At 44.8% G+C, this 19,946-nt stretch carries 20 protein-coding genes and 1 other RNA gene; 11 read left to right on the forward strand and 10 right to left on the reverse strand.

Translation table 11 applies throughout. From position 1 onward, the window contains the following. The first annotated feature begins 203 nt into the window (after window positions 1-203). The 3 genes from ygfZ to KIV41_RS11225 all read left to right on the forward strand — a co-directional run bounded on the left by ygfZ (window position 204) and on the right by KIV41_RS11225 (window position 2,490). Entirely contained in the window at window positions 204-1,172 is a 969-nt protein-coding gene (gene ygfZ, locus KIV41_RS11215; RefSeq protein ID WP_285336396.1) for a tRNA-modifying protein YgfZ, read from the forward strand. Next, on the forward strand, window positions 1,165-1,638 hold the full coding sequence (locus KIV41_RS11220; RefSeq protein ID WP_285336398.1) for an aminoacyl-tRNA deacylase: 474 nt from the start codon (window positions 1,165-1,167) through the stop codon (window positions 1,636-1,638). The genes ygfZ and KIV41_RS11220 overlap by 8 nt, the downstream gene beginning before the upstream one ends. A 645-nt stretch (window positions 1,639-2,283) precedes the next feature. Continuing rightward, entirely contained in the window at window positions 2,284-2,490 is a 207-nt protein-coding gene (locus tag KIV41_RS11225; protein ID WP_038881174.1) for a DUF1107 domain-containing protein, read from the forward strand. A gap of 78 nt (window positions 2,491-2,568) precedes the next feature. On the opposite strand, the gene KIV41_RS11230 is transcribed toward KIV41_RS11225, so the two are convergent. Genes KIV41_RS11230 through KIV41_RS11240 form a run of 3 tightly spaced genes read right to left on the reverse strand, consistent with a single transcriptional unit; the run spans window position 2,569 to window position 5,604 of the window. Then, on the reverse strand, window positions 2,569-3,777 hold the full coding sequence (locus KIV41_RS11230; RefSeq protein WP_285336401.1) for an FAD-dependent 2-octaprenylphenol hydroxylase: 1,209 nt from the start codon (window positions 3,775-3,777) through the stop codon (window positions 2,569-2,571). A 28-nt stretch (window positions 3,778-3,805) separates the two neighbouring features. Beyond that, a complete protein-coding gene (gene ubiH, locus KIV41_RS11235; RefSeq protein WP_285336403.1) occupies window positions 3,806-4,984 on the reverse strand; it encodes a 2-octaprenyl-6-methoxyphenyl hydroxylase in 1,179 nt (392 codons plus the stop codon). A 41-nt stretch (window positions 4,985-5,025) separates the two neighbouring features. After that, on the reverse strand, window positions 5,026-5,604 hold the full coding sequence (locus KIV41_RS11240; protein ID WP_285336405.1) for a YecA family protein: 579 nt from the start codon (window positions 5,602-5,604) through the stop codon (window positions 5,026-5,028). Window positions 5,605-5,853: 249 nt separating this feature from the next. On the opposite strand from KIV41_RS11240, the gene KIV41_RS11245 reads away from it, so the two are divergent. The 5 genes from KIV41_RS11245 to serA all read left to right on the forward strand — a co-directional run bounded on the left by KIV41_RS11245 (window position 5,854) and on the right by serA (window position 9,157). Beyond that, complete coding sequence (locus KIV41_RS11245) at window positions 5,854-6,162, forward strand: cell division protein ZapA (RefSeq protein ID WP_010450307.1); 309 nt, start codon at window positions 5,854-5,856, stop codon at window positions 6,160-6,162. A gap of 8 nt (window positions 6,163-6,170) precedes the next feature. Beyond that, window positions 6,171-6,355, forward strand: a non-coding RNA gene (gene ssrS / locus KIV41_RS11250) — 6S RNA. A gap of 5 nt (window positions 6,356-6,360) precedes the next feature. Next, window positions 6,361-6,954 carry a 5-formyltetrahydrofolate cyclo-ligase gene (locus KIV41_RS11255; protein WP_010450309.1) on the forward strand — a complete coding sequence of 198 codons (594 nt, stop codon included), beginning with the start codon at window positions 6,361-6,363 and terminating at the stop codon, window positions 6,952-6,954. 58 nt (window positions 6,955-7,012) lie between these two features. Next, a complete protein-coding gene (gene rpiA / locus KIV41_RS11260) occupies window positions 7,013-7,669 on the forward strand; it encodes a ribose-5-phosphate isomerase RpiA (protein WP_010450312.1) in 657 nt (218 codons plus the stop codon). Window positions 7,670-7,927: 258 nt separating this feature from the next. Continuing rightward, entirely contained in the window at window positions 7,928-9,157 is a 1,230-nt protein-coding gene (serA, locus tag KIV41_RS11265) for a phosphoglycerate dehydrogenase (protein WP_285336409.1), read from the forward strand. 75 nt (window positions 9,158-9,232) lie between these two features. Here serA and KIV41_RS11270 read toward each other — a convergent pair whose 3' ends face one another. Continuing rightward, entirely contained in the window at window positions 9,233-9,925 is a 693-nt protein-coding gene (locus KIV41_RS11270) for an oxidative stress defense protein (RefSeq protein ID WP_143692978.1), read from the reverse strand. Between the two features lie 106 nt (window positions 9,926-10,031). Further along, window positions 10,032-10,928, reverse strand: a complete 897-nt coding sequence (locus tag KIV41_RS11275; protein WP_038885699.1) for a LysR family transcriptional regulator ArgP — start codon at window positions 10,926-10,928, stop codon at window positions 10,032-10,034. A 140-nt stretch (window positions 10,929-11,068) separates the two neighbouring features. Between KIV41_RS11275 and KIV41_RS11280 the strand changes: the two genes are divergently transcribed. Together KIV41_RS11280 and KIV41_RS11285 are read left to right on the forward strand one after the other, a co-directional pair. Next, on the forward strand, window positions 11,069-11,698 hold the full coding sequence (locus KIV41_RS11280; protein WP_038885697.1) for a LysE/ArgO family amino acid transporter: 630 nt from the start codon (window positions 11,069-11,071) through the stop codon (window positions 11,696-11,698). A 24-nt stretch (window positions 11,699-11,722) separates the two neighbouring features. Continuing rightward, the gene (locus KIV41_RS11285; RefSeq protein ID WP_285336413.1) at window positions 11,723-12,205 is read left to right on the forward strand and encodes a YbaK/EbsC family protein; all 483 of its coding nucleotides are present in this window, start codon (window positions 11,723-11,725) and stop codon (window positions 12,203-12,205) included. 62 nt (window positions 12,206-12,267) lie between these two features. Here the strand turns inward: KIV41_RS11285 and mscS are convergent, their stop codons facing one another. The 4 genes from mscS to epd all read right to left on the reverse strand — a co-directional run bounded on the left by mscS (window position 12,268) and on the right by epd (window position 17,175). Continuing rightward, window positions 12,268-13,134: a small-conductance mechanosensitive channel MscS gene (gene mscS, locus KIV41_RS11290; protein WP_010450324.1), complete on the reverse strand. Its 867-nt coding sequence runs from the start codon at window positions 13,132-13,134 to the stop codon at window positions 12,268-12,270. A gap of 457 nt (window positions 13,135-13,591) precedes the next feature. Next, complete coding sequence (gene fbaA, locus KIV41_RS11295) at window positions 13,592-14,668, reverse strand: class II fructose-bisphosphate aldolase (protein WP_005436482.1); 1,077 nt, start codon at window positions 14,666-14,668, stop codon at window positions 13,592-13,594. A 155-nt stretch (window positions 14,669-14,823) separates the two neighbouring features. After that, the gene (locus KIV41_RS11300) at window positions 14,824-15,984 is read right to left on the reverse strand and encodes a phosphoglycerate kinase (RefSeq protein ID WP_005436484.1); all 1,161 of its coding nucleotides are present in this window, start codon (window positions 15,982-15,984) and stop codon (window positions 14,824-14,826) included. Window positions 15,985-16,137: 153 nt separating this feature from the next. Continuing rightward, on the reverse strand, window positions 16,138-17,175 hold the full coding sequence (gene epd / locus KIV41_RS11305) for an erythrose-4-phosphate dehydrogenase (RefSeq protein WP_285336414.1): 1,038 nt from the start codon (window positions 17,173-17,175) through the stop codon (window positions 16,138-16,140). Window positions 17,176-17,374: 199 nt separating this feature from the next. Between epd and KIV41_RS11310 the strand changes: the two genes are divergently transcribed. Next, window positions 17,375-17,611 carry a hypothetical protein gene (locus tag KIV41_RS11310; RefSeq protein WP_010450330.1) on the forward strand — a complete coding sequence of 79 codons (237 nt, stop codon included), beginning with the start codon at window positions 17,375-17,377 and terminating at the stop codon, window positions 17,609-17,611. Window positions 17,612-17,661: 50 nt separating this feature from the next. On the opposite strand, the gene tkt is transcribed toward KIV41_RS11310, so the two are convergent. Next, window positions 17,662-19,656: a transketolase gene (gene tkt, locus KIV41_RS11315; protein ID WP_285336416.1), complete on the reverse strand. Its 1,995-nt coding sequence runs from the start codon at window positions 19,654-19,656 to the stop codon at window positions 17,662-17,664. Window positions 19,657-19,946 lie beyond the last annotated feature (290 nt).

Genomic DNA, 19,946 nt, shown 5'->3' on the forward strand with positions numbered 1-19,946 from the left:
GCGGAGTGTAACAAGGGATGTGAGACGTCACTAGTGTGCGGGTCACAATATATTGCCAAGTCACTGCAAATCCTGATCGCATTTAGTAAACAAACGTTCAACTGAGTCAAACACCTCAAAATTGAGTGGGTATATTGAGTGCTGACAAATGCCGATTCTGCAATTAACATAGCTGAAAAATATCTTCAAAAGGCATTGTAATCATGGAATGGCAAACTCGCTTTTCACCGCTGAACTTATCGACACAAGACGCACTACCTAAGCTGTCTATCTCGCTTTTGGATAACCTGGGCATGATCACCATGGTCGGTGACGACAAGAAGTCCTACCTACACGGTCAAGTCACTTGCGATGTGGTTTCTCTCGAGAAAGACCAATCAACATTGGGGGCACATTGTGATGCGAAAGGTAAAGTGTGGAGTGTTTTCCGCCTATTCCACCATAACGATGGCTACGCAATGGTTCAGCCGAAATCAGCGATTGAAGTGGAACTGAAAGAAATCAAAAAATACGCGGTATTCTCGAAGGTGGCCATCGAAGAATCAAGCGAAGTAGTACTGGGTGTTGCTGGTGAGAATGCAGATGCTTTCATCTCAACACTAAATGCTGATTCCGGCGACGTACTTGCAATTGAAGGCGGCACAGCTGTCAAAGTAGCTTCAAGCCGTTGGTTGCTTGCGCTTACAGCAGACGCCGCACAATCTATAGTTGAAAACAGCCAAGCAACACTGACCACAAATGAGCTTTGGACTCGTTTCGATATTGAAGCTGCACTACCATACGTGGCAGCAGACGCTCAAAACGAGCACATTCCGCAAGCACTAAACGTACAAGTGCTCGGTGGTATCAGCTTTACGAAAGGCTGCTACACAGGTCAAGAAACCGTAGCGCGTGCGAAATACCGCGGCACCAACAAACGTGCAATGTACATTGTTAAAGGTGCAACCGCTGAAGCCTTAGGTGAAGGTGCGATTGAATTGGAGCGTAGTGTTGGTGAAAACTGGCGTTCAGTAGGCGCATTGCTCACACATTACCAATTCAGCGACAACCAAGCGATGGGTCTCATTGTATTACCAAACAACCTAGACGATGACACTCGTCTGCGCTTGGTTGCTCAACCAGAGTGTGAATGGGAAATCGCAGCGCTACCGTACAGCCTTGACGATGAGTAATACCATTCATACCCCTTTGATGCAGTTTTTAGCGGACCAGAACATCGAATTCCGCCTTCTTCCTCATCAAAGACCTGCAATGACCATTGAAGATGCCGCGCAACAGCGCGGCATTCGCCCTTCTCAAATGGTCAAAGCAATCCTTTTGCGCGATATGGGGAACCAATACGCACTTGCCTGTGCGCCAGGTGACCGCAGTGTTGATCCAAAGAAAGTACGCGCCCTACTGCAATGTCGTCGTATGACGTGTGTTGATCGAGCGGACGTAGAAGCCATAACAGGGTACAAGATTGGCACTGTCACTCCGCTTCTATTGAAGCGCTATATGCCGATCGTATTCGACCCAAGCTTGCTCGAAGAAACGGAGATCACCATCAGTAGTGGTGATCGCATGGCAGGCTTAGCGATGTCCATCGATGATCTAATCCAATTGTGCCAACCAACCATGGCTGATATCTGCCGCTAACATGTAATCAAACGCAGGATTCTCACTCCTGCGTGATCTCACTCATATCTCCCCGATTACATCATGGAATCTTTAGTCATTTTTAAAACATAAATAGTCACAAGTGAAAAACTCGTATATGCTGAATTCGTTGGTTAAGTTTTCAACAACAACTCAGCCAACGTAAAGTGAATCTGCTGACCAAGTGACAATGTTCATAACGTCAGATATCCACTTTTGTGTAATGCATCTGTGACTATTCGCCCGCCATTGCGGGCTTTTTTTTGAACTTACCTCAGCTTTCTATCTCTAACTCTATAAATAAGAAACGTTTGCTATGTGAGTAGCCTTTTAGTTTGTGCACGCTAATGGCCAATTTAAAACCTTCAGCAAACAATCATTTTCCTTCTATTCTTAATTCTGTAACAAAGCTATTGCTTAATGCTCACACTTGAAGGAGAAAAGACAACAAGTTGGTTCCGGCGTACATATTTTTTTGGGGTAATCCTCACGTTAAATAAGATATGGCACTGTCAAATTGTCGATGACAGCACAAATATCTAAAGCCATCGTTCTAACCTGTACTTAATACCATTGCTGTCACAATAATTTTTGCGTCAGAAAAGTAGAATACTAACGCTAGGTAAGAGATAAGGAAGAGTAAATATGAGACTGTTTAAGCGCTATACACCAGGTATGATTGCTAAACACATAAGTCGTCTTTTTAAGGGAAGAATCTATATTTACGGAGTCGGTAAGTTCGAGTTTGATAACGGAAAATTGATGTTGCCAGAGAAAGCTGAGAGGCGTCACTTTCAGGCAGTAAAAGAGATTAATCAAGAGATTATGAAACTCAGATGCGCCTACGCTTAGCTTAAACATCGATGTAATAAGAAAGGCTGGATAAACCAGCCTTTTTTGTGCCTTCCGTTCGTCACGCAATAGGCGTTTTTATTGACGCGCTAGTTCCGGCAAATTGCCTTTCAAACCCAATGCACGTTTCATTATTTCATCTTTTGCACCGGGCAGTTGCCCTGCTAGGCTCAAACCAATACCACGAACCAGCTTCTTGGCAGGATTCTCACCGGAGAACAGGTCACGGAAGCCTTGCATTGCCGCTATCATTTTTGCTGCTTCAGCTTTACGCCAGCGTTCGTAACCACGTAGGTTACGTTTGGAGCCAATGTCTTGTCCTTGTTTCCACAACGCCAACACTTCTTGTGCTAAGCTAGCTGCATCCAATAAACCAAGGTTTACCCCCTGCCCTGCAAGTGGGTGAATGGTATGCGCTGCATCGCCAACCAACGCCACGCGTTCAACCACAAAGTCACGTGCGTAACGCATCTTAAGTGGGAATGCCGCACGTTCGCCAACCACTTCACACAAACCTAAACGCACATCAAACTCACTAGTTAATGCTTTATTGAACTCTTGTTCGTTCATCGCCAACAGTTGCTCTGCACGATTTGGTTCGGTTGACCAAACAATCGAACACATGTGTGGGTCAGACATAGGAAGGAACGCCAATGGACCATGCGGTGTAAAGATCTGGCGCGCAACGCTGTTGTGCGGATCAGCGGTTTTTACGTTTGCAACAAGTGCGCTATGACCGTAATCCCAATGTGTCAGAGGGATATCCATTTGGTTACGTAACCAAGAGTTTGCGCCATCTGCACCAACAACCAACTTAGCTGTCATAGCTTGACCATTGTCGAGCGTTAGCCAGCTTTCTTGCTCACCCACCGCAAGTGTTGCACAACGAGCAGGCATAAACAGCGTTACGTTATCCAGCTTTTGTACTTGCTCTAGCAACGCCAACTGAATCACACGGTTTTCAACGATATGACCGAGATCCGGCTGAGCCATGCTTTGTGCATCAAATGCGATATTGGCGAAGCTGTCTTGCTCCCATACTTCCATCGCGTAGTACGGTGACGCTCGACGCTGCTCAATGCCTTGCCATGCACCAAGGTTACGAAGGATGGTTTCACTTGAACGACTTAACGCCGAAACGCGAACATCTGGCAGTTCATTTAAGGTGCCGTTTGGTACTGCACCTTCGATAACGGCTACACGCAGGTCACTATCCTTAAAAGCGGCAGCCAATGCTAAACCTACCATTCCACCGCCGATGATGGCGATATCTACACTTTGCATCATTGCTTTTTGTTACCTAATTCGTTGCCGTTTATCGTTTCACTAAGCCAAGTGTATGGCGTAGCAGCGGCTGCTTAAAAGTAGAAAGGTTATCCATCGTTGCGAGGGCAAGGTTACGCCCGATTCGCATCGCAGGTAAATCATTTGAGAAAATATGCACCAGAGAGCTTGTTAGCCAAATCGTTTCGCTGCGATCGTCTTCACGGCGTTGGCTAAATCGCATTAAGCCTTGATAACAGCCTACGTCTTGGCGTTGCTTAACGAGCTCTTCCGCTAGCGATGCCACATCGCGAATACCAAGGTTGAAGCCTTGCCCTGCAATAGGGTGTAGCGTTTGTGCAGCATTGCCGACAATAGCAAAGCGGTGCGAAATGTTTTGCTTACGATGACGCAGAAGAAGTGGGTAGCTCGCACGTTGTCCAACTTTTTGCATCGCTCCTAGTCGCCAGCCAAAATCGCTCTGCAAGCGCTCAAGAAACTCTGCATCGGACAAGTTCACCACGGTTTGCGCCTCTTCAGGACGCAAACACCACACTAACGACATACGGTTGTCACTCATCGGCAACAGTGCGACGGGGCCATTCTCAGTAAAACGTTCAAAAGCGCGACCTTGATGAGGCTCTTGCGTCACAATATTCGCAATCACTGCCACTTGGTCAAAATCATGCTCAGACAGCTCTAAACCGATTTGCTGACAACATTGTGATACTGCGCCATCGGCAGCAACCAGCAACTTCGCTTCCAGGTTCTCACCGCTGCTCAGTTCAATGTGTGCTTTGTCTTGCTCACGCTCGATGTTCGCAACCGAATCAGGGCAAAACAGAGTGATCGCCTCACTCTTATCCAAAAGCTCTTGGTAGACACGGCCAACATCGGCGAGTTCCACTACGTAGCCAAGCGCTTCAACGCCAACTTCTTGCTTGGTAATCTCGGTCATGCCCGCATGAGAGCGGTCAGAAACATGAATATGTTCAATTGGGGTAGCACAAGGCTCGATGGCAGACCACAACTGTAAGTGACGCAGAATATTGACCGTGCCGTAAGACAGGGCAATCGAGCGAGAATCAAACCCCGGATGTTCATCCGACTGGGCTTTAAAAGGCTCGACTACTGCTATTTGCAGCGCACCTTTGGATAAACGATCGATTGCTAATGCAAGCGTAGCACCTGCCATAGCACCACCAGCAATTACAACGTCATATTGCCTCATGCTAACCTCTAGAAGCTGTTCGATGATTGGAAACGATGTGTTTAATGAATCGTTGGTTTGTTTTCATTACTTTCTGGACGAACTCCGAATTCAGCATGAATAGTAAGTACGCACGCTTTTATGTGTTCAATCACTTGTTCTAGCAATTGAGCTTGCTCACCTAGGTCATCATCTTCATCAATGCCTAACTTCGCGATTTCTTCTAGATCAGCCAATGCCTCTTTTACATCATCGGACGCTTTGTTCAAGGCAATTCCAGCCAGGCCAAGTCCAGAGATAAAGTGATTAACGAAATCTGATACGCTATCCGCTAAAGCGAACAAGCCCTCTTCACCGACTTCATCAGGAAGCAGCAAAGATAATTCCATTGACGTACCAGTGAGTTCATCTACAGTCACTTGGAATATACTTTGTGCTAACGCAAGTGCGGTTGTCGGCCACCCCATGCCATCATTAGTGTAATCAAACAAAATTGGTTGCCAGGTCTGGTCGTTGATCGCCAATCCACCGCTTAGCATACCAACAAGTAAACCGTGTAATTCTGCCGGCGTTACTGCAAGACTTGCGGAACTTAGCTCAGCAGCGATGGATTGGTATTCAGGGAGGGTGATTTCACTCATAATCTTGGCTCATTCTTCATAATCGTGTTTTGATATATCCTACCATCAAGCATAGTTCGCTGAAACGGCAATCAATTTCAAATTTGACCACCATTTATCCAATTTGCCCATTTCCTGTGTCATCACTTCATCATTTAACAATCTAACGAGGGAAATGCTTGAATCTTAATAGAGGTTTTCCTATAGTTTCCCCCTCGGTAGTTGTAGACAACAATACCTTAGATAGCGTGATAACAGAGTTTATTCATCATGAGCAACCAAGCGGTCGACGTTGAAATTCTTGGCAAAATGACACGAGTGAATTGTCCTGCTGGACAAGAAGAATCGCTCATTGCTGCGGCAAAAGATCTCGATCGTCGATTGAACGAGATGAAAGAACGTACTAAGGTAAGCAATGAAATTCAGCTACTGACTTTTGCTGCATTGAATATTAGCCACGAACTTCAAACTAAATCCTATGAAGCCAATGGCCAGCAGCAAGAAATCACTGAGCGAATGGAAGAGCTCACTGCATCGTTAGACGATGCACTTAGCAAAGTAAAGCAAGGACAGCAGTAATTACCAAATTTACCCTGGGGTGTTCGTCAGCAGGATTTAAGTCCCTGAGCCGATAAGCAATACCAAAGGGTTAGTACTTGATAGCTATTGAGCAAGCTTGGCATGCACCGAGAAGCCTACGGTTATCATTGCTGATCCGCCTTGAACCAGCTGGTTCAAGGGCCACAATCCTCAACGGCACCCTGGGGTATCCTCTCTATGTCAGATCTATCTCGACAAGACTTTCGAAAACTCATCCGCGAAAAACGCAACGCACTGTGCAGTGATACTCAGTTCCAAGCTGGACTTGATCTCCTTAAACAATTCTCACAATTGTCTGAAATACAAAGCGCACAGCACATCGCAATTTATCTTTCTGCTGATGGTGAATTAGATACCAAACCTCTCATTGAATGGCTATGGCAGCAAGGTAAGTCGATTTACCTGCCAGTGATTCATCCTTTTTCCAAAGGTCAGTTACTCTTCCTGCAGTATTTAAATAATGACCAGTTGGTGTACAACAAATACGGAATATTAGAACCTGCACTTGATATTCGCCATATCAAACCAGTTCGCGAACTCGATTTAATCTGCACGCCTTTGGTAGGCTTTGACAGTGTTGGGCACCGCCTAGGAATGGGCGGCGGCTATTACGACCGAACACTTTCGCACTGGTTTAGCACAGGCGAAGGTGCAAAACCTATCGGTATCGCCCACGATTGCCAGCATGTTGAGCGCTTGCCAGTTGAAAGTTGGGACATTCCTTTGCCAAAGATCGTGACACCAAGCCAAATCTGGCAATGGGAAATCTAGCACGTTACCGCTATAATCACGCCGCAAACGTTAAAGAACATCTATGCAGGAGATAGGCATGACTCAAGATGAAATGAAAAAAGCGGCTGGTTGGGCAGCACTTAAATATGTTGAAAAAGGCAGCATTGTCGGTGTTGGTACTGGCTCTACCGTGAATCACTTCATCGATGCCCTAGGTAGCATCAAAGACGATATTAAAGGCGCAGTGTCTAGCTCTGTTGCTTCAACTGAGCGTCTAAAAGAACTTGGTATTGAAGTTTACGAGTGTAACGATGTAGCTAAACTCGATGTCTACGTTGATGGTGCTGATGAAATCAATGCCGCTCGTGACATGATCAAAGGCGGTGGCGCAGCACTAACGCGTGAAAAAATCGTGGCGGCTATCTCAGATAAATTCGTATGTATTGTTGACGGCACAAAAGCAGTTGACGTACTTGGCCAATTCCCACTTCCAGTAGAAGTTATCCCAATGGCACGCTCTTACGTTGCTCGCGAGTTGGTGAAGCTCGGTGGTGATCCTGCATACCGTGAAGGTGTTATCACTGATAACGGCAACGTGATTCTAGACGTGCACAACATGCAAATCACGAATCCGAAAGAGATGGAAGACAAGATCAACGGCATTGCTGGTGTAGTAACGGTTGGTCTATTCGCTCACCGTGGTGCAGATGTGGTTATCACAGGAACACCAGAAGGTGCGAAAATAGAAGAATAAATCATTAGATGATCTGAATTTTCTGTTATTTCATTACAGACGGCGCCCTAGGGCGCCGTTTTTTCTTCCTTTTTCTAAGAAAAGCATGCCTTATTCCGTAATTTTCTTACCCAAAGCAAATTTTTTTTGTTACTTTATTGAACAGAAGACGCACAAGGAAACGTTTGTCTTCCGACAAAACTGTTAATTATCCCCTTTTTAGTAGTTTTGCTTTATGTGCGCCACATTAGCCCACCTTTCCATTTAAGGACGAGAAAAATGGCCAAAGTTTCACTGGAAAAAGAAAAGATTAAGATCCTCTTATTAGAGGGACTCCACCCTTCTTCAGTTGAAGTTCTTCAATCAGCTGGTTATAGCAACATTGAATATCACAAAGGCTCCCTTTCGGAAGAAGAACTGATCGAAGCAGTTAAAGACGTGCATTTTATCGGTATCCGCTCCCGAACCAACCTATCGGAAGAAGTGATCAATGCGGCAAATAAACTGGTTGCGATTGGCTGTTTTTGTATCGGTACTAACCAAGTTGATCTAGGTGCGGCATCAAAACGTGGTATCCCCGTATTTAATGCACCGTTCTCAAATACTCGAAGCGTAGCTGAACTAGTACTTGGGCAAATTTTATTACTTCTGCGTGGTATCCCAGAGAAAAATGCTTTAGCTCACCGTGGCATTTGGAAGAAGAGTGCGGACAGCTCATACGAAGCGCGCGGTAAACGTCTAGGCATCATCGGTTATGGTCACATTGGTACTCAGCTAGGTATCATTGCGGAAAACTTGGGGATGCGTGTCTACTACTATGACATCGAGAATAAGCTGTCATTAGGTAATGCAACACAGGTTCACACAATGAGCGAATTGCTCAACAAGTGTGACGTTATTTCTCTTCATGTTCCTGAGACACCAGAAACCAAGAATATGATGGGTGAAGAAGAGTTTGCTCGCATGAAGCCAGGAGCGATCTTTATCAACGCAGCTCGCGGTACAGTGGTTGATATTCCAGCGCTATGCCATAGCCTAGAGTCAGGCCATGTTTCAGGTGCTGCAATTGATGTATTCCCTGTAGAGCCGAAGACGAATAAAGATGCATTTGAATCGCCACTACAAAAGTTCGACAACGTTATCTTAACACCGCACGTAGGTGGCTCAACGCAAGAAGCACAAGAGAATATCGGTGTCGAAGTTGCGGGTAAACTGGCGAAATACTCTGACAACGGCTCAACGCTATCAAGCGTGAACTTCCCAGAAGTATCATTGCCTGAGCACTGTGAATGTTCACGTCTATTACACATCCACAAAAACCGCCCAGGTATCTTGACGCAAATTAACACCATCTTCGCAGAAGAAGGCATTAACATCGCAGGCCAGTATCTACAAACGGCGGCAGATATCGGTTATGTAGTTATTGATGTTGAAACTCACCGCTCAGAAGAAGCGCTGGTGAAACTAAAGGGTATTGAAGGCACCATTCGAGCTCGTATTCTTCACTAATTGCTGACCAGTAAATACACAAAAGGCAGGGTTACCCTGCCTTTTGTTTTCTAGCCATCGTTACTGATGTCAGTATTATTTCAGTCTGTAAACCACATCCACCTGATCACGAATAACCAAAGTCGAGTCTTGATAGCTATTCGAACTTTGCTTCGCATCCATCGCCATTGATCGCATTAAAATTGGCTGTCCATTCATTTGGTTATATGAAATCTGCCAAACATCACCAAGTTTCTTTTCAAATCCAACAGCCAATGATGCCGCTTTTTCTTTCGCATCTTTAATTGCTGCCATGCGTGCTTTTTGCTGATACTCAGCCTGGTTGCTCACTTTCAACTGAATATTATCAACTTGGTTGATACCGGACTCTAACGCCATGTCCAAGTACTTATTCAGGTTTGCGAGATCATTGACATTTACATTGATACTGCGTGATGCACGGTAACCAACAAGCTCAGCTTTACCTGATTTAGGGTAATGATATTGCGGCGCCAAATATAGATTCGAACTCGTCACATTGTCTTTTGAAAGACCTGCATCAGATAACTTTTTCAAGAACTCATCAACCGACTTGTCTACTGACTGCTTTGCTTGCTCAGCCGTCATTGTCGTATCAACGACTTTTACCGAAAAAGTCGCCATATCAGGGGTAGCGACCACTTCACCATACCCAGTGGTAGTTACATGAGCAAACTCTGGTACGTTCGCAAAGACAGATAAACTAGTTAAGCTCAATGCTGAAGCGAGCAGGTAAGACGAAAGTTTCATTATACAAATCCATCCATATTAATATGACTTCATCATAGGTAATTCTGGCGAATATCCAAGCATCATCAATCACTTCTAACACAATCCTGACTCAGTAAATAAGATGTTACTGGGGCAAATTTTGCTGTGCATATGACACAATCGCATTAGAGATCTCCTGTAAAACCCCTGTCTCTAATTGCCAATGGTGCCAATAAATTCGATATGACATCAAAAAGCCCGGCGTAATATCAATCAACTCACCTTTCTCCAGTTCGTCAGTGATCTGTAAGCGCGGAATCAAACAATAAGCCACGCCCGCTAACGCCATCTTAAGGAAAGCTTCAGAGCTACTGATATTATGGTGGATCACGCTGTCTGGCCTGACATTGAAATGTTCGGTTAAAAACTTCTTGTGTAAATCATCATATTGGTCGTAAGACACCGCAGGTGCTTTTGCTAAGGTTTGATTGTTTACACCTTCAGAGAAATAGCGTTGATAAAACTCAGGGTTGGCGACACAGACATAATCGATACGTCCAAGATAATCTGCTCGGCAACCTGGTATTGCTTGAGATTCTAGACTGATCGCCCCAGCTACCTCACCACTTCTAAGTTTTTCAATTGATCGCGATTCACCATAGATAGTTAGCTTCAACTCCACTTGGCGATGTTTCATCACATCCTGTAATGCTGGTAATAACCAAGTAGCAAGACTATCTGCATTGGTAGCAAGAGATAATTGGACAGGACGTGTCGACGTGTCGTTTTTCAGCTCAGGAAGAATTTCATGCTCAAGAAGCCTAACACGACGATAAAGTCCAAGCAGCTTCTTACCAATAGGCGTCGGCTTTGGGGGTTGCTCGCGAACAAGAACCGGCTGAGCAAGATATTTCTCGAGTTGCTTGATACGCTGGGAAATGGCTGATTGTGAGACGAAAAGGTGCTCCGCTGCTCGGTCAAAACTCCCCTGATGTACCACCGCATCTAAAGCTTCTATCCACTTATAGTCCAATCCTCGCACGTGTTTTCCTCCCTAATAAACGCCAAAACCACGAGATAAGCAAAGCTAATAATATATTAAAATCATTAATTATACTTATTTCAATAAAAGCTTTATCTTCCCTTTCTCTGTTGTTTTATAGCTAATTTTTGAGGTGTGTTGTGAGCTTTTGGGTGTTATTACAAGGATTCGGTTTAGGTGCGACGATGATCATTCCAATCGGTGCGCAGAATGCGTATGTCCTTAACCAAGGTATTAAGCGCCAACATCACCTGACGACTGCCACCATCTGTAGCATCCTAGATATGCTCTTCATTTCGCTCGGCATTTTCGGTGGCGGCGCGATTCTGTCACAAAATGAAATCCTGTTGACATCGGTGACATTAGGTGGCATTGCTTTCTTGAGCGTTTACGGCTTATTGTCATTAAAGAGTGCATTCAAACCTGCTGACGCTTCCGAGTCGAAAGGTGAAGTGGTTGCACGCGGTCGCCGTACCGTGATTCTTGGCGCACTGGCGGTTACCGTTTTAAACCCACACCTCTACTTGGATACTGTGGTGATCTTAGGTTCGATCGGTGGTCAGTTCGAAGGCAACGATCGCATCGCCTTTGCAATAGGCACTATCATGGCATCGTTTGTATGGTTCTACACCTTATCATTAGGTGCAGCGAAACTAGGTCCAACACTCTCAAAACCAAAAGTTAAGAAAGGCATCGATATAGCAGTTGCTACTATGATGTTTACTATTGCTTTTGTACTTGCGAATGAGTTAGTCACCAAATACTGGTAAAGACAAATAGGAAAGAAACACGACATGGAGTCACTGCAAAAAATCTATCAACTCAACCGAGAGCGATTCAACGCGCTCTCTATCCCCTTTCGAGAATGGCAACATGAAGCCATTCTCGACTTCGAAACCGACGTCAAAGTCGCCGCACAACTTGGTTGGACCGGCACTCATACTAAGAGTCTTTTTCTCAAGCTAAAAGGGCAAGGTTATGCAGTCTACCTGACCGACAAAGACTCTCGATTAGACTCCAAACAAATCAAAACTATAACTGGTAAGCGGCCTTCGATTTGTAGTGACGATGAAATGATTGAGCAGCTAGGTTGTGTACCCGGTGCGGTGTGTCCGATAGGGTTGCCGGAGCACGTCATCATCATTGTCGATACGGCACTCTATCGACATGAAGAGCTACTCTATACACCAGGTTTACCCGAGTTAACCTTTGGCTTTGCAGGTAGCGAACTTAAACGTCTGCTCCTTGCTGGCAGTAACACTCTGCTAGAACTTTAGAACATTGGGATATAAAAAAGCGAGGCCATTGCCTCGCTTTTTTATGTTCTCAATCGAAGTGATTAAGCTTCTACTTTGTTCAAGTGAACATCCATTTGTGGGAATGGAATTTCGATGCCAGCTGCATCCAACGCTTCTTTGATTGCTAGAGTAGAATCGAAATAAACGTCCCAGTAGTCAGCTGTTTTACACCATGGGCGAACCACGAAGTTCACTGAAGAATCTGCTAGTGCTAGCACACCAATCGTCATGTCTGGATCTTTCAGGATACGAGGGTCTTTTTCTAGCGTTTCACGAATCACTTGCTTAGTTTGCTTAAGATCCGCTTTGTAAGATACACCAATCACCAAGTCAACGCGGCGAGTCTCATGACGTGAGTAGTTTGTGATTGCACCACCGATAACCGATGAGTTAGGCACAACAACCATCTTGTTGTCAGGTGTTTTTAGTACAGTTTGGAAGATTTGAATGGCTTCAACACTACCAGCCACACCACCAATTTCCACATAGTCACCAGACTTGAATGGACGGAATGCAACAATCAATACGCCCGCTGCAAAGTTAGACAGTGAACCTTGTAGAGCAAGACCAACTGCAAGACCTGCCGCACCAATAACTGCAACTACAGATGCTGTTTGAACACCTACACGACCAAGTGCCGCGATAAGTACAATAACAAATAGAAGGTAACGAACTAGACCGTGGACAAATTCAACAACCGCTTTGTCCATCTTTTTCTTTTCAAGTACTTTTGAAACACTATTCGCTACTGCTTTAACGATAATGTTACCGATAAATAGAATCAGTAGTGCAGAAATGATGTTCACACCGTACTGAATAAGAAGATCTGAGTTATTGGTTAGCCACGTTTCAGCTTTGCTCAAACCATCTGTTAAAGAGGTATCGATACCCATCGATTCACCTGCCATAATTCGTATCCTCAAAATAAAGATATAAAAATCTAATTGCCGTTAACTTATGAACCTTGTTTTTTATAGGTTCTTATCTACAACAACATCCCTATTGTTTTACTGAACAGTGTCAGATTTTTGGCACAATATCTCAAAACTGAATTTTTTCAAAGTCAGAGTTTCGCAAAGATATGCAAAACAAAGATTTATCAGAAATTTCTGATATTGGCTTGTTACAGAGTACGCAAAGGTTTTACATTTCGCCACACTTTTTGCTCAGTTCTATGCTACTTGGCGTCGAAATAGACCGGGTTTCGAAATTTACGTAAAAACGAAGGGATATGAAGTGAGGTGATCATATAGCAGTTGATTTAGTTATCAATTGCTCAGACATGGAGAATGTCGGAAGTCTCATAGTTTAGACATAAAAAAACCCGCTCTAAGAGCGGGCTTTTAGAAACTCAGTTGAGACGAATTATAGTACGTCTACTGCGTTTAGGTCAGCAAATGCTTTCTCTAGACGAGCTACCATTGAAGCTTGACCAGCACGTAGCCATACGCGTGGATCGTAGTACTTCTTGTTTGGAGCGTCTTCGCCAGTTGGGTTACCGATTTGGCCTTGTAGGTAATCGCGGTTTTCCGCTTCGTATGCACGGATACCGTCCCATGTAGCCCACTGTGTATCAGTATCGATGTTCATTTTGATAACACCGTAGCCGATAGACTCTTGGATTTCTGCTTCAGTAGAACCAGAACCACCGTGGAATACGAAGTTTAGAGCGTTTGGTGCGATACCGAACTTCTCTGCACAGTATGCTTGAGAGTCACGTAGGATAGTTGGAGTTAGAACAACGTTGCCTGGCTTGTAAACACCGTGTACGTTACCGAAAGATGCTGCGATAGTGAAACGTGGGCTAACAGCGCTTAGTTTCTCGTATGCGTATGCAACGTCTTCTGGAGAAGTGTAAAGCTCAGATGCGTCCATATCAGAGTTATCAACGCCGTCTTCTTCACCACCAGTACAACCAAGTTCGATCTCGATTGTCATGTTCATTTTAGCCATGCGCTCTAGGTACTTAGCACATGTTTCGATGTTCTCTTCTAGAGACTCTTCAGAAAGGTCTAGCATGTGAGAAGAGAATAGAGGCTTACCAGTTTGAGCGAAGAATTCTTCACCAGCGTCTAGTAGACCGTCGATCCATGGTAGAAGTTTCTTAGCAGCGTGGTCAGTGTGTAGGATTACTGGCACACCGTAAGCTTCTGCTACAGCGTGAACGTATTTAGCACCAGCTACAGCACCAAGGATTTGAGCACCTTGACCTTCAAGTTTAACGCCTTTACCAGCGAAGAAAGCAGCACCGCCGTTAGAGAACTGAACAACTACAGGAGCTTTAACTTTTGCAGCCGCTTCTAGTACAGCGTTTACAGAATCAGTACCAACAACGTTTACTGCTGGAAGTGCAAAGTTGTTCTCTTTTGCTACTTCAAATACTTTCTGAACGTCATCGCCAGAGATAACACCTGGTTTTACGAAGTCGAAGATCTTAGACATGGATGTAATCCTATTTATCTGTCGTTTTTTAAACAAAACTTGTTAAATTGAAAAATCTTGCAAACGTTTGCTCACAACTGAGGCTATTCTAGCAGAGTTCCACTCTCGTTGCAGCAAACAAGAAAGCGGGAGATGACTCCCCCGCTTTGCGATTATTACTTAGCGCGTGCTTCTAGCATTTCAACTGCTGGAAGTACTTTACCTTCTACGAACTCAAGGAAAGCACCGCCGCCAGTAGAGATGTAAGATACGTCAGCTTTGATACCGAACTTGTCGATAGCTGCTAGCGTGTCACCACCACCTGCAACAGAGAAGCCTTCAGAAGCTGCGATAGCTTCAGAGATACCTTTAGTACCAGCTTCGAAGTTCTTGAATTCGAATACGCCTACTGGACCGTTCCAAAGGATAGTCTTAGCGTTCTTAAGGATTTCTGCTAGTTCAGCAGTTGAATCTGGACCAAGGTCGAAGATCATATCGTCGTCTTGTACTTCAGAAACGTGCTTGATTTCAGCTTCTGCGTTCTCGTCGAATGCTTTCGCACATGCAACGTCAGTTGCTACTGGAATTGCACACTCGTCCATTAGCTTCTTAGCTGTTTCAACTAGGTCTGCTTCGTATAGAGACTTACCAACGTTGTGACCAGCAGCTGCGATGAATGTGTTAGCAATACCACCACCAACAACTAGTTGGTCAGCGATTTTAGATAGAGACTCAAGAACAGTTAGCTTAGTAGAAACTTTTGAACCACCTACGATAGCAACCATCGGACGAGCTGGCTTGTCCATTGCTTTGCCTAATGCTTCTAGTTCGTTCGCTAGTAGAGGACCAGCACATGCTACATCTGCGTGCATACCAACACCGTGAGTAGATGCTTGTGCACGGTGAGCCGTACCAAACGCGTCCATTACGAAGATGTCACATAGTGAAGCGTATTGCTTAGATAGTTCTTCTTCGTTTTTCTTCTCGCCTTTGTTGAAGCGAACGTTTTCAAGAACAACTAGTTCACCAGCGTTTAGCTCTAGACCGTTTAGGTAGTCTTTCGCAAGTTTAACTTCGCAATCTAGTGCGTCGTTTAGGTAGTTAACTACAGGTTGTAGAGAGAACTCTTCAGCGTATTCACCTTCAGTTGGGCGACCTAGGTGAGAAGTAACCATTACTTTAGCGCCTGCTTCTAGACAGTGCTTGATAGTTGGAAGAGATGCGATGATACGTGCATCAGAAGTTACTTTACCGTCTTTTACTGGCACGTTTAGGTCAGCACGGATAAATACACGTTTACCTGCAAGATCCAGGTCAGTCATCTTGATTACAGACATGATGTGTCCTCTCAAATATTAAATAATTAAAGTTTTTAAAAACCCGGCAATCCTGCCAAGCCCGTTAATTCTTCAAACTGGTTATTGATATGGAGATACGTCAAATTTATTTCAAGGTCTAAAATAAAAATTTTCTCCATCGCTACTTCACTCTTATTGCTCCACTAGTGAAGAAGCTTGCATTGCTAAGGCGGTATCCAGCATCCGGTTAGCAAAGCCCCATTCGTTATCGCACCAAACGAGCATTTTTACGAGTTGCCCATTACTCACTCTGGTCTGAGTTCCATCCACAATTGCACTATGGGGATCGTGGTTAAAGTCGATAGAAACGAGTGGCGATTCAGTATAGTCAACAATGTTACGTAATGTACACTGAGATGCGTTAACAATGGTTTGATTTACGTCATTAACTTTCACATTTGTACTAATTGTGACACTTAAATCCATCGCAGTGACGTTTACAGTTGGTACTCGAACCGAAATTGCTTCAAATTTGTTGGAAAATTTCGGGAAGATTCTTTCAATCCCCTTATGCAACTTGGTATCAACTGGAATGATGGATTGACTGGCCGCGCGTGTGCGACGCAAATCATTATGGTAAGCATCGATAACTTGCTGATCGTTCATTGAAGAATGAATGGTTGTGATGGTGCCAGACTCAATGCCGAAGGCTTCATCCAAGACTTTGATGATTGGAACGATGCAGTTGGTGGTACATGAACCATTGGACACCACGCGGTGTTCGTCTTTCAGAGTTTCGTGGTTCACACCGTAGATAATGGTGTTATCGAGATCGCTCGCTCCAGGGTGTGAAAACAGTACTTTTTGAGCACCAGCTTCAATGTGGGCTTGGCCATCTGCTTGTGAGCCGAAGACACCAGTACAGTCGAGAACAATATCAACTTCGAGGTCACGCCATGGTAATAATTCAATCTCAGCAAGGTGAAGGATACGGATAGGGTCAAACTCGCCACTGTCATGGTGAACAAAAAGGTGCTGTTGATCATGAGAGATTTTCTTTCCAAAGCGGCCATGGCTGGTGTCATATTGAAGAAGATGAGCCATCGCTTCTGGCTGTGCCAGCTCATTTACCGCCACAACCTTAATCTGTTGGTGCTTACCACTCTCATATACTGCTCGCAGTACATTACGACCGATACGCCCAAATCCATTGATCGCAACCTTTAGCATTTATCCTTCGCCTCACTAAAAATTCGTGGCACAGATAGTACCTGATACGCAGACTGAACGCATTAAGTAAGTGATCTCACTCGCGGTAAACTATCTTTTCACTTCACGAAATATTCACTGCACTAATATATTAATTTCTGACACCGCATGTTTCGCTTGGCACTTTAACTCCTTGTTTGACCACCAAAAGGAAATGCGTATGTCAGGTTTTCCCGCTGCTCACTTTTGCAAGCGATGCAATAGAGAAACACCACACTCAGAGGTGCTGGTCCGTAAACCAAGCAGTTACGATACGGATAAATCGATTCTTGGAACCTTAAAACTTTGGGCTCATACCCTGATAAACGGCGGTCACTATTACGATATGGATCGTTATGTCACTTGTAAGGAATGTGGACACAAAGAGAAGGATAACTGGGGAAACGAATTTGAATAGGCACAAAAAAACCGAGCACTAACGCTCGGTTTTTCATTTCTAGCGCTAAATTACGCTAATAGTTCTTTTGCTGTATTCACTACGTTTTCTACAGTGAAACCAAACATTTCGAACAGTTGGTCAGCTGGCGCAGATTCACCAAACGTTGTCATACCGATGATACGACCGTCGAAGCCAACGTACTTGTACCAGAAGTCTGCAATGCCCGCTTCTACAGCGATACGTGCCGTTACGTCTGATGGCAGTACTGATTCACGGTAAGCCGCGTCTTGTTTGTCGAATGCATCTGTTGATGGCATTGAAACAACACGTACTTTCTTACCTTCAGCGGTTAGTTGTTCTGCTGCTTTCACAGCTAGCTCAACTTCTGAACCAGTCGCGATTAGGATCAGCTCAGGCTTACCATCGCTGTCTTTCAGGATGTAACCACCTTTTGCGATGTCTGCAACTTGCTCAGCAGTACGCTCTTGTTGTGCTAGGTTTTGACGAGAGAAGATAAGTGCAGATGGTGCATCTTTACGTTCAATTGCTAGTTTCCAAGCTACCGCAGACTCAACTTGGTCACATGGACGCCATGTGCTCATGTTTGGAGTCAGACGTAGAGACGCGATTTGCTCAACTGGTTGGTGAGTTGGACCATCTTCGCCAAGACCGATAGAGTCGTGTGTGTAAACTTGGATGTTCTGAACTTTCATCAGAGCAGCCATACGCATTGCGTTACGTGCGTATTCCATGAACATTAGGAATGTCGCGCCGTAAGGAACGAAACCACCGTGCAGAGCAATACCATTCATGATTGCTGTCATACCAAATTCACGTACACCATAGTGAATGTAGTTACCAGAGAAGTCGTTTGCTTCAAGCGACTTAGAACCAGACCACATTGTTAGGTTAGAAGGCGCTAGGTCAGCAGAGCCACCCATGAATTCTGGAAGCATTTGACCAAACGCTTCTAGTGCGTTTTGAGACGCTTTACGTGATGCGATGTTTGCTGGGTTAGCTTGAAGGTCAGCAATGATTTGAGTTGCTTTCTCTTCCCATTCTGCAGGAAGTTCGCCGTTTAGACGACGCTTAAGCTCTGCTGCTTCAGCTGGGTAAGCCGCTGCGTATGCTTCAAACTTTGCGTTCCAAGCAGCTTCTTTCTCAGAACCTGCCGCTTTAGCATCCCACTCAGCGTATACGTCTGCAGGGATTTCAAATGCTGGGTGTTCCCAACCTAGGAATTCACGCGCTGCTGCGATTTCTTCAGCACCTAGTGGTGCACCGTGACAATCGTGTGAACCAGATTTGTTTGGTGAACCAAAACCGATGATAGTTTTAGTACAGATAAGTGTTGGACGAGGGTCTGCTTTCGCAGCGATGATTGCTGCGTTGATCGCTTCAGAGTCGTGACCATCTACAGCAGGGATTACGTGCCAGCCGTAAGATTCAAAACGCTTAGGAGTATCGTCAGAGAACCAACCTTCAACGTGACCATCGATAGAGATGCCGTTGTCATCCCAGAATGCGATCAGTTTACCAAGGCCTAGTGTACCAGCAAGAGAACATGCCTCGTGCGAGATGCCTTCCATCAGACAGCCGTCGCCCATAAACACGTAAGTGAAGTGGTCAACGATGTCATGACCTTCTTTGTTGAACTGAGCTGCTAGCGCTTTCTCAGCCATAGCCATACCAACAGCGTTAGTAATGCCTTGACCTAGAGGACCTGTTGTTGTCTCGATACCAGGTGCGTAGCCGTACTCTGGGTGACCAGGAGTCTTAGAGTGAAGCTGGCGGAAGTTCTTAAGATCGTCGATAGACAGCTCGTAACCGCTCAGGTGCAGTAGAGAGTAAATCAGCATAGAGCCGTGACCGTTAGACAGTACGAAACGGTCGCGGTCAGCCCACTCTGGGTTAGCTGGGTTGTGGTTTAGGTGAGAACGCCAAAGAACTTCAGCGATATCAGCCATACCCATAGGTGCGCCTGGGTGGCCAGAGTTAGCTTGTTGAACACCATCCATGCTAAGAGCGCGGATTGCATTTGCCAGATGTTTACGAGAAGACATGTCTGCTCCTGAGTGCATTAAGCGAATTGATAAAGGAATGTGGGCACTTTCATCTAGCGAGCTGAGTATAAAAGTGCGGGCAATATTCTCTCAAAGCCAAAATCTGACTGCAAACGTTTTACTCACCATTTTTGCGGTTTTAACTCAATCTTTTTGCAGTTACTGGTGAATTTATTAAAAATTCACCCCATCAAAAGCAAACGATTGGGTAATAAGCTAGACGAATTCAAATCGAAAAAGAGCTTGTAATTCGACCGTGGGAAATTAAAATAGACGTCTAGATGTAGAAA

The sequence above is a fragment of the Vibrio sp. D401a genome, from assembly GCF_030248515.1.
GTDB classification, from domain to species: domain Bacteria; phylum Pseudomonadota; class Gammaproteobacteria; order Enterobacterales; family Vibrionaceae; genus Vibrio; species Vibrio rotiferianus.